The organism is Amycolatopsis sp. Poz14 (genome assembly GCF_006704225.1).
GTDB classification, from domain to species: Bacteria; Actinomycetota; Actinomycetes; order Mycobacteriales; family Pseudonocardiaceae; genus Amycolatopsis; species Amycolatopsis nivea.
In genome coordinates this window covers 4,805,187-4,816,917 of record NZ_JACLHD010000001.1, presented here as the reverse complement: position 1 = coordinate 4,816,917, position 11,731 = coordinate 4,805,187, and the positions used below count along the sequence as shown (strand labels likewise).

Genomic DNA, 11,731 nt, shown 5'->3' with positions numbered 1-11,731 from the left:
AGGGCTTCTCCTTGGGCATCGGTTTACGTTGTCCGGACAGGCTTTTCGGGGGTTCAGCGCAGCGGGCGGGCCGCGGCCAGCGGAGCGACCGCCGCCCGCACCCGCGGATCGGCGAAGAACCCGTCCACGGTGACGGGAAGCGGGATGCGCCAGTTAGGGTACTCATCCACGGTGCCCGGCAGATTCGGCTGGCGCCGTTCGCCCGCGACGTCCGCGGGCGCGGTGAGCACCAGCCGCGACGCCGCCGAGGCGAGCAGCGTGTGCAGGGCGACCACCAAGTCGTCGTCCGGAATTCCTTCGCTCGCAACCAGTTCGAGCAACGCCCGGCGTTCGGCCGCCGCCTCGGCGTACTCCTGCTCCGCCGGGCGGTCGAGCTGGCCGAGTTCGGCGCGGACCCGGACGTGCTCGGCGTCGAGCCAGCCGGACACGGTCGGCAGGTCGTGCGTCGAAATGCTGGCCATCGCGTCCGGGTCCCAGCGGTCCGGGCGGACGAACGGCTTGCCGGGCGCGTCCCAGTCGCGCTGGAACCACAGCACCGCGGAGCTGAGCAGGCCGCGTTCGTGCATGGTCTCGGTGACGGTGTCCTCGACGGTGCCGAGGTCCTCCCCCACCACGACCGCGCCCGCACGGTGCGCCTCCAGGGCGAGGACGCCGAGCATCGCTTCGGCGTCGTAATGCACGTACGTGCCGCGACCAGCCGGTTCGCCCGGCGGAATCCACCACAGCCGCCACATGCCGGCGACGTGGTCCACCCGGATCCCGTCGGCGTGCTGCAACACGCCGCGCACGACGTCGCGGAACGGCGCGTACCCGGCTTCGGCGAGCCGGTCCGGCCGCCACGGCGGCAGATTCCAGTCCTGGCCCTGCTGGTTGAACGCGTCCGGCGGCGCGCCGACCCGCACCTGGGCGGCGAAAACGTCCCGCAGCGCCCAGGTGTCCGCGCCGCCCGGATGCACGCCGACCGGCAGGTCGTGCACGACGCCGACCGGCATGCCCGCCTCGCGCGCGGCACGGCGGACAGTGTCCAGCTGCTCGTGACAGAGCTGTTGAAGCCAGCCGTGGAACTCGATCCGCTCGGCCAGCTCCTCGCGCGCGGCGGCCACCTCGGCGCTGCCGGGATCGCGCAACGGCTCGGGCCACTCGCGCCAATCGCTGCCGTGCACCTCGGCGAGCGCGCCGAACGCGGCGAAATCGCGAAGGTCGTCGTCCAGGTCGACCGGGTGCGGATGGTGCGGGCGCAAGAGCTCGAGCGCGGCCCGTTTCGCGGTCCACACGGCGTCGTAGTCGATCAGCTCGCCGATCGGATCGGGCGCGAGCGCCAGCACCCGCCGCCGGGTGTCCTCGTCGGCGCGGGCGAACGCTTCGGTGTCGGTCACCCGCAGGTACAGCGGGTTCGCGAACCGGCGGCTCGACGGCGAATACGGCGACCGTTCGACCGGATGCGCCGGACTGATCGCCTGCACCGGGTTGACGAGCAGCACGCCCGCGCCCAGCTCGGCGGCCGACCGGGACGCCATCTCGGCGAGATCGCCGAAATCGCCCATCCCCCACGACCGTTCGGAATGCAGCGCGTAAAGCTGGAGCATCCAGCCCCACGCGGGCGGCACCGCGGGCAGCCGGTCCGGGACGACGACCAGCGAAACCCGTTGCTCCGCGGTCTTGATCCGGTGCCAGCCGAGCGGAAGGTCAGCCGGAAGGGTGGCGCCGACGTCACGCGTCGTGCCGTCTTCGAGCTCAATCCTCGCGGCTTGGCCGAGTTCGCGTTCTTGCCCGGCGCGCACCACCACCGTCGGCGGCAGCACGCGCGCCGCGCTCGCTTCTTGCACCGCGGCCAATTCTCGCTGAATTGCCTGTGGAGTACTGGCATCGACGTCCAGCTGCGCCAATACCGCGATCACGACGTCGGGATCTACCTGTACTTCGACTTGGTCGGAGTTTTCGTAGTGGGTGGCGACTCCATGGGCGGCGGCCAGTTCGGCCAGTTCGGGGGTCACGTTTCGGTCCGGGGAACGGGAATGCGCACCGGACCAGTGTCCCGGGCGGCGCCCCGCGGCGCCATTCGCCTCGCCGCCGCGGACGGGCGAAGCGGTGACCGGCCGGTCGGGGGGCGTGCCGGCCGGTCACCGCCACACGAAACAAGAGGGAAGGCGTTCCCCGGAATGACGCGCGAACGCCCAGTTCACCCGTTCAGGCGCTATTCGCGATTTCAGCGCGCGGTTTTCTTCTTAACGAGGTAGCGCCGTGCGAAATGGACGCGGTCAGGCTCCGGCCAGCTGCCCGAGCTTCCCGGCGAGCCGGTCCAGCCACGCTTCGACCTCGCCCGGCGAGCGGTCCGGCAGCCCGAACACGACCTCGGTCACGCCCGCCTCCTCGAGCTTGGCGAGCCCCTCCGGATCCGGGCGCGGACCGAGCGCGATCACCTCCGGCTCGCCCTCGCGGCCTTCCTCGCGCCAGATTTCGCGCAACTGCGCGACTTTCCCAGTGATGTCGCCCTCGCCCGGCGTGGTCAGCCAGCCGTCGCTGTGGCGCGCGATCCACCGGAACGTGCGCTCGGTGCCGCCCGCGCCGACGACCACCGGCACCTTGGGCTGCACCGGTTTCGGCCACGCCCAGCTCGGCCCGAACTCGACGAACTCGCCCGCGTAGCTCGCCTCTTCCTCAGTCCACAGCGCGCGCATCGCCTCGAGGTACTCGCGCAGCGCAGTCCGCCGCCGCTTCCCGGGCACGCCGTGGTCGGCGAGCTCGTCGGTGTTCCAGCCGAACCCGACGCCGAGCGTGACCCGGCCGCCGGACAGGTGGTCCAGCGTCGCCACGGTCTTGGCCAGCGTGATCGGGTCGCTCTCCACCGGCAGCGCGACCGCGGTCGCCAGCCGGATCGTCGAGGTCACCGGCACCGCGCTGGCGAGCGCGACCCACGGGTCGAGCGTGCGCAGATAGCGGTCGTCCGGCAGCGAGGAGTCGCCGGTCCGGGGATGCGGGGCGTCCCGCCGGATCGGGATGTGGGTGTGCTCGGGCACGTAGAAGGTCGCGAACCCGGCCTCTTCCGCGGCCTGCGCGGCCGCCGCCGGGGAGATGCCCCGGTCGCTGGTGAACAGCACGATCCCGTATCTCACCCCCGGCACGGTATTAGAACGTGTTTCAGTTTGCAACGGCCCCGGGCGCGGGCGATTATTCCTGCGAAAACCCGGGCTTGACGGCGCCCCCGGCCGGGTACTCCACTGGTACTTGAGCGATCACCGGCCCGTCCTGCCCGAGGAGGGGATCATGCTGCCCCATCGCGACCGCAGCGCCCTGCGGAAGATCGAAGAGGAACTCGCCGCGAGCGACCCCGTGTTCGCCGCGACGCTGAGCCAAGGCGTGCCGCCGGTGCAGACCCGGCGATGGCAGAAGATCCTCGTGCTCGCCGAGGTCACCGCCGCGATGATGCTGGTCTTCGGCCTGATGGGCGGGGAGACCGGCTGGTTCCTGTGGGGACTGCTCGCCGCGCCGCTGCTGGTCTGGGCGCACCGGACCATGCTGCAGCACCGCCGTGAGCGCGCGGCCGACGACCAGACGTGACCCTCAGCGCTGGGCAGCGCGCTCGAGCAGCGGAGTGAGCCGGTAAGGCACCATCTCGCGCATGACGAGCGCGTTGTTGGTGCGCTCGACGCCGGGGATCTCCAGGATTTCCCCGGCGATCCGGTACAGGTCGTCCGCGTCGGTCGCGACCACGTGCACCAGCAGGTCCTGCGCGCCGGTCAATCCGCGCACCTGCAGCACCTCGGGCACCGCGGCGAGCGCGCGGCCGACCTCGTCCAGCAGCCGCTGCCGCGCCTGCACGGTCACGAACGCGGTGAGCGGGTAGCCGAGCGCGGCCGGATCGATCCGGTGTTCGGCCGAGCGCAGCGCGTCGCCCTGCTCGAGCCGGGCGAGCCTGCTCTGCACGGTGTTGCGGGACAGGCCCAGTTCGTCGGCGAGCGCGACCGCGGTGGCGCGCGGGGTGCGGCCGAGCGCGAGCAGGATCCGGGCGTCGGTGGCGTCGAGCCGCTGAGTGCTGGGCATGCTGCGCAATCCTCTCCGCACCGTGCGGTGCTGACTTGGGCGTTCTGCGCAATGTTGAACGCGCTTGTTGTGCACCCTACCCAGCTCTGCTGGACTGGCCTGAACTTTCCGCCCAAGAAAGGTCCGATCCTTCGTGAGCAGCGCCGCCCCCGAACGCCTTCCGGACAACGACACGGTGACCGTCCTGCGCGAGGTGCAGGACCGGGTGCTGTGGCTGTCGACCGCGATCATCGACCACGCGAACCGGGTGCGGCCCAATCCGACCGGGCTCAAGGTCGGCGGGCACCAGGCGTCCAGCGCCTCGATGGTGTCGATCATGACCGCGCTGTGGTTCGCCCGGCTGCGCGCGCAGGACCGGGTCTCGGTCAAGCCGCACGCCTCCCCCGTGCTGCACGCGATCAACTACCTCCTCGGCGACCTCGACGAGAAGTACCTGACGACGCTGCGCGAGTTCGGCGGCCTGCAGAGCTACCCGTCGCGCTCGAAGGACCCGGACCAGGTCGACTACTCCACCGGTTCGGTCGGCATCGGCGCGACCGCCCCGATCTGGGGCGCGCTGGCACGGCGCTACGTCGAATCGCACGGCGGCGGCGCGGGCGCCGGACGGCAGTACTCGCTGGTCGGCGACGCGGAACTGGACGAGGGCGCGTGCTGGGAAGCCGTCCTCGACCCGAACGTGGCCGAACTGGGCGAGGTCGTGTGGATCGTCGACCTGAACCGGCAGTCGCTCGACCGCGTGGTCCCGAACATCGGCGCGACCCGGCTGCAGGGCATGTTCGAGGCGGCCGGCTGGCAGGTGCTGACCGTCAAGTACGGGCGGCTGCTGCAGGACCTGTTCGAGCGGCCGGGCGGTTCGGCGCTGCGCCGGCGCATCGACGAGATGTCGAACCCGGAGTACCAGCGGCTGCTCCGCTGCACCCCGGCGCAGCTGCGCGAACGCCTGACGACGCCGGAACTGGCTCCGCTGCTGGACACCCTCGACGACGACACGCTGCACGCCGCCATCCGGAACCTCGGCGGCCACGACCTGTCCGCGCTGCTGGACACGTTCGACGCCATCGACGACCACCGGCCGACCGTCGTTTTCGCTTATACGGTCAAGGGATTCGGCCTCGCCAGCGAAGGACACCCGCAGAACCACTCGTCGCTGCTGACCGCCGAGCAGCTGGGCTCGCTGGCCGAGCGCGTCGGAATCTCGCCGGACAACCCGTGGCAGAAGTTCGCCGAGGGCTCCGCGGCCGCGCAGCTGTGCGCTTCGACCGCGGCCCGGCTGGAACGGGAACCCGTTGAGCTGCAACCGGTTCCGGCCCTGCCGTCCGACATCGGCCGCACGCCGTCCGGCCGCACCACCACGCAGGCCGCGCTCGGCCGCGCGCTGCTCGACCTGACCCGCGAAGCGCCCGAGGCCGCGGAACTCGTGGTGACGCTGTGCCCGGACGTCTCGTCCAGCACCAACCTCGGCGGCTGGGTCAACAAGGTCGGCGTGTGGTCGCCGCAGGAGCGCGTCGACTGGTTCGCCGACGACCCGGAAACGATCCTGCACTGGCGCGAGCGGCCCAGCGGACAGCACCTGGAACTGGGCATCGCCGAGGTGAACCTGGTGAGCGCGCTCGGCGAACTGGGCACGACGTGGTCGCGCTGGGGCCGTCCGCTGCTGCCGATCGGGGTGCTTTACGACCCCTTCGTGGAGCGCGCGCTGGAACCGTGGTCGTTCGGCATCTACGGCGGCGGACAGTCCATTTTGGTCGGTACCCCGTCCGGCGTCACGCTCGCACCCGAAGGCGGTGCGCACCAGTCGGTGACCACGCCGTCGGTCGGGCTGGAGCAGCCGGGTTGCGTGACGTACGAGCCCGCGTTCGCGCTGGACGTCGAGTGGACCCTGCTGGCTTCGCTTTCGCGGCTCGGCCGTCCCGACGGGACTTCCGCTTACCTGCGCCTGTCGACCCGTCCGGTGGACCAGAGCCTGGCCGCGGTGCCGGCTGATCCGGCCGCGCGGGAGCGTCGCCGCCGCCAGGTCGTCGCGGGCGCGTACCCGATCCGCACCGCCGCGGTGGCGCGCCCGGACGTCACGCTGGTGACGATGGGCGCGATGGTCACCGAGGCGCTGGAAGCCGCCGACCGGCTGGACGCGCTGGGCAAGCACGCCGACGTCGTGTGCGTGACGAGCCCCGGCCTGCTGTTCCGCGCGGTGCAAGCACGGGCAGGCCAGGACACCGCCGACACGTGGATCCTGGAGTCGGCGCTGCCGTCCGAACGGTCCGCGCCGATGGTGACGGTGCTGGACGGGCACCCGCACACGCTGGCGTTCCTCGCGAACGTCCACCGCGTGCGGGCGGCGCATCTGGGCGTGACGCGGTTCGGGCAGTCCGGCGACCTGGAGAGCGTGTACCGGCACCACGGCATCGACACCGACAGCATCATCCAGGCCGCGCTGGACGTGGCCGACTGAGCTAGGAGCGTTTCTTGTTCGCCGCCGCCGTCACCCGCCATTGGCTGCCTCCGGTCCCGGACGGCGGCGGATTCAGCCTGACCGTCGACGCCGCGCTGGACGAGGACGAGCGGCTCACCGTCCTCGTCACCGCGGACGGGCGGACCCGGATCCGGCTCACCCCGGCGATGGCCGAAACCCTCGGGCGCCCGCGCGACGAACCGGAGTTCCGGCAGCGGCTGGCCTCGGCGGGGATTCTGCTGCACGGGGCCGACAACCTGTTCTATTTCACCGACGAGGCAAGGGAAAAGCTGCTCGCCGAACCGGACGACGCGTCGGTCCGGCCGCTCACCGGCTCGGACGCCGAAGCGTTCGCCGCGTTCGAGGCCGCCGCGTCCGAACAGGATCTGGACGACGCGTCCGTCGAACTGGACCACTGGGCGGTCTACGGCGCGTTCGCCGACGGACAGCTCGCGGCGGTCGCGAGCATGTATCCGTGGCGTGACGCACCGCTGGCCGACTTAGGCGTGGTGACGCTGCCGGCACATCGGGGCAAGGGGCACGCCCGACGCCTCGTACGGGCGATCTCGCGGCACGCGCTCGGGCGAGAGCACGAGCCGCAGTACCGGTGTCAGCTCGACAACCACGCGTCGATCGCCCTCGCCGCGTCCGCCGGGCTGACCCTGTTCGGCACCTGGGACATCGTCTCGCCCGGCTCGCCTCGCTGACGGCTCAGTCCCCGATCCGGATCAGCGAGCGGGCGCCCTCCCCGCGCCGCATCCGGTCGAACGCGTCGCCGACCTCGTCGAGCGAAATCCGGTGCGTCACCAGGGTTTCCAGGTCCAGCGCACCGGAACGGACCTCGTCGGCGAGCACCGGGATGTCGCGATCCGGGTCGGACGCGCCGTAGACGGTGCTGGTGAGCGTGCGGGCGAAGTGGAAGATCTCCAGCGGGTTCAGCACGACCTGCTGGTCCTTCCGCCCGACGCCGACCACCGTGCAGTGCCCGCCGCGGCGCACCGAACTCCACGCGGCGCGGATCGTGGCCGCCGCGCCGACGCATTCGAAGGCGTAGTCCGCGCCGCGCCCCTCGGTCAGCCCGCGCACCTGCTTGGCGAGTTTGTCGTCGCTCACCAGGAAATCCGTCGCACCGGCCGCGCGGGCGAGCGCTTCCTTCTCCGGCGACAGGTCGGCCGCGATGATCTGGCCGGCGCCCGCGAGTTTCGCCCCGAGCACCACGCACAGCCCGATCCCGCCGAGCCCGAGCACGAGCACGCTCTGTCCTTTTCGGACCTTCGCGGTGTTGCGCACCGCGCCGACCCCGGTGAGCACCGCGCAGCCCATCAGCGCGGCCAGGTCGAGCGGCACGCCGTCCGGCAGCGGCACGACGGAGTGCCCCGGCAGCACGGTTTCCTCCGCGAACCCGCCGACGCCGAGCAGAACGTTGAGCGGCTGGCCGTCCAGCTCCCCGCGCGGCAGCGTGGTAACGCCCTCGATCGCCGAGCACAACCAGGGTTCCCCGGCCTGGCAGAACCAGCATTCCCGGCACGCGGCGGCCCAGTTGAGCACCACCCGGTCCCCCGGCCGCACGTGCGTGACGTCGCTGCCGACCTCCGCCACGACGCCGGACGCCTCGTGTCCCGGCACGAACGGGTACTGCGGACGCAGCGTTCCGTCCACCATGGACAGATCGGAATGGCACACCCCGGCGGCCGCGACCCGCACCCGCACGTCCTCCGGACCGACCGGCGGCAGCACGATGTCGCAGACTTCCGAACGCCCGCCCTGCTCGCGCACGACCACGGCTTTGACCACGATGTCTTCTCCTTGAGAGCCGGGGCTAGAGCTGGATGGACTTGAGTTCGGTGAACTCGTCGAGCGCGGCGCGGCCCATTTCGCGGCCCAGCCCGGACTGCTTGTAGCCGCCGAACGGGGCGAGCGGGTTGAACGCCCCGCCGTTGACGTCGATCTGCCCGGTCCGGACCTTGCGCGCGAAGGCGAGCGCCCGGTCCTGGTCGGCCGACCACACCGCGCCGTGCAGGCCGTAGCGGGAGTTGTTCGCGATCCGCAGCGCGTCTTCCTCGTCGTCGAACGGGATGATCGACAGCACCGGGCCGAAGATCTCTTCCTGCGCGATCGTGGAATCCGGGTCGACGCCCGCGAAAACTGTCGGTGCGACGAAGTAGCCTGTGTCCGCAGGAGCTTCGATGCCGCCCGTCACCAAAGTCGCGCCCTCGGCAATGCCTTTTCCGATGTAACCGCGCACGCGGTCGCGCTGCGCCGCGCTCACCAGCGGGCCGAGCTTTGTCTTGGGGTCCAGCGGATCGCCGGTCGTGAACCCTTCGGCGAACGTCTTCGCGAGCGCCGCCGCTTCGTCGTGCTTCTCGCGCGGGACGAGCATGCGCGTCCACGCCGTGCAGGTCTGGCCGCCGTTGAGGAACGCGTTGGAGACGCCGACCTTCACCGCCGTCGCCAGGTCCGCGTCGTCGAGGATCACGTTGGCGGACTTGCCGCCCAGCTCCAGCGTCACGCGCTTGACCGTGCGCGCCGCCAGCTCCGCGACCCGAGTGCCGGCGCGGACCGAACCGGTGAACGACACGACGTCGACCTCCGGATGCGTCGCGAGCGCCTCGCCGACCTCCGGCCCGTAGCCGGTGACCAGATTGACCACGCCGGGCGGGAAACCGGCCTCGTGAATGGCGTCGAACAGCTGGTAGGCGCTCAACGGCGCGACCTCGCTCGGCTTCACCACGACCGTGCAGCCCGCCGCCAGCGCGGGCGCGATCTTGCAGGTGATCTGGTGCAGCGGGTAGTTCCACGGTGTGATGGCCGCGACCACGCCCGCCGGTTCGCGCACGATCAGCGAGTTGCCGACCTTCTCCTCCGGCTCGTCCTGGCCGAGCAGGTCGACGTAGGTCTGCACGTCGGTCTGCGGCAGCGCGGCCTGGATCCGGGTCGCGATCCGCAACGGCGTGCCGACGTCCTTCGCGATCGTTTCGCCGATTTCTTCCGCCCGCTTGGCAAGGCCGTCGTGCAGCTTTCGCAGCAGTTCGCGGCGGTCGGCCCGGCTGGTCTCCGCCCACGCCGGGAACGCCTCGCGCGCCGCCAAGACCGCCCGGTCGACGTCGGCGGCCGTGCCCTCCGGAATGCGCGCCTGGACCTGCTCGGTGGCCGGGTTTTCCACCGGGATCGAGGTTCCGCTTTCCGCACGGACCCATTCGCCGCCGATGTACAGCACGTCGCGCTCAGCCACCGAGTCTCCTTCGCCCTGGGTTCTGCCCCCTCGGGCCGGATTCTATAGAAAACGCTCCGGCTGTCTAGTGCGCCGCGAGCACGCCCTGCGCCGCGAGGAAGTCGACCAGCAGGTCCCCGGCCTCGCGGATGTGCGCCGCCATCGCTTCCCGCGCCGCTTCCGGCTTGCGCTCGTTCAACGCGGCGAGCACCCGATCGTGGTCGTCGCGCGCGAGCAGCGGCCAGCCGGGAATGTCCGCGTACGCCGAGAACGGCACGTACCGGAGGGTCAACGACAGCATCCACGTGAACTTCGGCGCGGCAGCCGCGTGATTCACCATGCGGTGCAACGCGAAATCGGCCCGCTCGGTCGCGTCGAGGTCGCCTTCGCGCACGGTCTTCTCGATCTCGCGCTGGAGGTCGTCCAGCCGCGCCAGCCCCGCCGGATCGAACGCTTCCGCCGCCCGCGCGGCCAGCTCGCCGGAGACGTAGGCCTGCATCGCGTACACGTCGACGACGTCCCGGCGCGTCACCGGGATCACCCGGAATCCGCGCCCTGGACGGAAATCCACCATGCCCTCGCCCGCGAGCGCCATCAACGCTTCGCGCACCGGTGTCGCACTGACGCCGAGCCGCTCCGCGAGATGCTCGGTGCGCAGCCGCTCGCCGCCGCGGACCGCGCCGGTCAGGATCAGGTCGCGCACCTGCTTGGCGACCCGCGGACTCAGCCGTTCGCGCGCTTCTCCGGCCACTGTCACGAAAACTCCCCGCCAGCGTTGGATTTCCCGCTATCGTAGCCTTTCCCCACCAGTGTGACCCCCGTCACTTTTCGTGCCGGAGAGAACCTGCGGAGGGGGTCGCGGCGACTACCCGGACGAACCCCATAACCCGGGGTGAACCGCAGTGTCCTCAATGGACATACCGAGGGAGGGAACCCGAATGTCAGCGAAGTCTTCCATCCTGCGCCACGGCCGCCTTGTCGCAGGCACGGCACTGGCCGCAGCCGTCATCGCAGGCGGCACGATCGGCGTCGCGGCGGCCGCCACCAGCGATCATCCAGCCGCGCCTGTCGCTGCTGCCGCGCCTGCCGCTGTCGCCCAGCCGCCCGCCGCCGAACAGCCGCCGGAGGGCGCCCGGGCAACCGTGAAGGTCGACCCGAACCCCGCCGCTCCCGGCGGAGAAGTCACGATCACCGGCAACTGCGGCGGAGGAAAGGGCCTGAAGAAGGTGATCGGCGGCTACCCAGGCCACCAGATCCTCAAGGACCTCAAGATCGTCGACCCGAACCCGGACGCCTTCAAGGCAACAGCGAAACTCACGACGAAGATCGGCAACGGAGTAGGCCCAGTCATGGTCGACTGCGACGGAGAAGCAGGCGTGACCCTGCTGGTCACCCACACCCCGCCGGCGGGTGAGTGACCATGCCGATCCGCGGCACGCGAGTAACCCGCTTCGGCTCGGAGGCGGTGTCGCCTAGGTAGGCGCCCGACTTCGTCAGATCGAAGTCGTGGGCACGCTGTTGCCGGTCCGGCCGGTGGCCAACGCCCGGACCGGCAACAGCCGCCGACTCGACGCAAATCGAGTGGGTGACCGGAGACCGCACGGGCTCGACCATGCGGCCGTCCCGCAGGCTGCCTGCCCAGCAGGTGACCGGCCAGTCCCCCAGGCTGGCCGGTCGCCCGGGGCCGAGGGCAGCGCGCCCGCCGGTACCGCCGCATACAGCCTGTATGACCTGCCAGCCCACCAGACTGGCCGGTCACCCCGCGAACCCGGGCATCCCCAACCACAGCCAGGCCACATCCCGCGGCGCTGCCCGCATGACCGCCAGACCACCAAACTCGCCGATCACCCCACGAACCCGGGCAACCCCAACCACAGCCAGGCCGCAACCCGCGGCGCTGCCCGCATGACCGCCAGACCACCAAACTCGCCGATCACCCCACGAACCCGGGCAACCCCAACCTCAACCAGGCCACATCCCGCGGCGCTGACCACATGACCCGCCAGCCCACCAAGCTGGCCGTTCATGCC

10 protein-coding genes are annotated in these 11,731 nt (G+C 71.2%); 4 read left to right on the top strand and 6 right to left on the bottom strand.

All coding sequences use genetic code 11. From position 1 onward, the window contains the following. Positions 1–53: 53 nt before the first annotated feature. Positions 54–1,994 carry a 4-alpha-glucanotransferase gene (gene malQ, locus FKO37_RS22865; RefSeq protein ID WP_037815543.1) on the bottom strand — a complete coding sequence of 647 codons (1,941 nt, stop codon included), beginning with the start codon at positions 1,992–1,994 and terminating at the stop codon, positions 54–56. 264 nt (positions 1,995–2,258) lie between these two features. Next, a complete protein-coding gene (locus tag FKO37_RS22860) occupies positions 2,259–3,113 on the bottom strand; it encodes a TIGR03619 family F420-dependent LLM class oxidoreductase (RefSeq protein WP_037815542.1) in 855 nt (284 codons plus the stop codon). Between the two features lie 151 nt (positions 3,114–3,264). On the opposite strand from FKO37_RS22860, the gene FKO37_RS22855 reads away from it, so the two are divergent. Continuing rightward, positions 3,265–3,558 carry a DUF3040 domain-containing protein gene (locus FKO37_RS22855; protein WP_238605719.1) on the top strand — a complete coding sequence of 98 codons (294 nt, stop codon included), beginning with the start codon at positions 3,265–3,267 and terminating at the stop codon, positions 3,556–3,558. A gap of 3 nt (positions 3,559–3,561) precedes the next feature. Here FKO37_RS22855 and FKO37_RS22850 read toward each other — a convergent pair whose 3' ends face one another. Then, the gene (locus tag FKO37_RS22850; protein ID WP_037815539.1) at positions 3,562–4,041 is read right to left on the bottom strand and encodes an Lrp/AsnC family transcriptional regulator; all 480 of its coding nucleotides are present in this window, start codon (positions 4,039–4,041) and stop codon (positions 3,562–3,564) included. A 133-nt stretch (positions 4,042–4,174) separates the two neighbouring features. Here FKO37_RS22850 and FKO37_RS22845 point away from each other — a divergent pair, with 133 nt between their 5' ends. Beyond that, positions 4,175–6,490: a pyruvate dehydrogenase gene (locus FKO37_RS22845; protein WP_037815538.1), complete on the top strand. Its 2,316-nt coding sequence runs from the start codon at positions 4,175–4,177 to the stop codon at positions 6,488–6,490. A gap of 14 nt (positions 6,491–6,504) precedes the next feature. Further along, positions 6,505–7,197, top strand: coding sequence for a GNAT family N-acetyltransferase (locus tag FKO37_RS22840; protein ID WP_205673282.1), 693 nt, complete (start codon positions 6,505–6,507; stop codon positions 7,195–7,197). Between the two features lie 4 nt (positions 7,198–7,201). Here FKO37_RS22840 and FKO37_RS22835 read toward each other — a convergent pair whose 3' ends face one another. From FKO37_RS22835 to FKO37_RS22825, 3 genes are all read right to left on the bottom strand, one after another. Then, on the bottom strand, positions 7,202–8,284 hold the full coding sequence (locus tag FKO37_RS22835) for an alcohol dehydrogenase catalytic domain-containing protein (RefSeq protein ID WP_238605718.1): 1,083 nt from the start codon (positions 8,282–8,284) through the stop codon (positions 7,202–7,204). Positions 8,285–8,309: 25 nt separating this feature from the next. Beyond that, a complete protein-coding gene (locus FKO37_RS22830; RefSeq protein WP_238605717.1) occupies positions 8,310–9,722 on the bottom strand; it encodes an aldehyde dehydrogenase family protein in 1,413 nt (470 codons plus the stop codon). Between the two features lie 64 nt (positions 9,723–9,786). Then, complete coding sequence (locus FKO37_RS22825; protein ID WP_009079497.1) at positions 9,787–10,458, bottom strand: GntR family transcriptional regulator; 672 nt, start codon at positions 10,456–10,458, stop codon at positions 9,787–9,789. A gap of 181 nt (positions 10,459–10,639) precedes the next feature. Here FKO37_RS22825 and FKO37_RS22820 point away from each other — a divergent pair, with 181 nt between their 5' ends. Next, positions 10,640–11,119 carry a hypothetical protein gene (locus FKO37_RS22820; protein WP_037815532.1) on the top strand — a complete coding sequence of 160 codons (480 nt, stop codon included), beginning with the start codon at positions 10,640–10,642 and terminating at the stop codon, positions 11,117–11,119. The last annotated feature ends 612 nt before the right edge of the window (positions 11,120–11,731 follow it).

Bases quoted from the DNA above. Each gene is read 5' to 3' on its own strand.
- FKO37_RS22850 (WP_037815539.1), bottom strand. From the start codon at position 4,041: ATGCCCAGCACTCAGCGGCTCGACGCCACCGACGCCCGGATCCTGCTC.
- FKO37_RS22820 (WP_037815532.1), top strand. From the start codon at position 10,640: ATGTCAGCGAAGTCTTCCATCCTGCGCCACGGCCGCCTTGTCGCAGGC.
- FKO37_RS22855 (WP_238605719.1), top strand. From the start codon at position 3,265: ATGCTGCCCCATCGCGACCGCAGCGCCCTGCGGAAGATCGAAGAGGAA.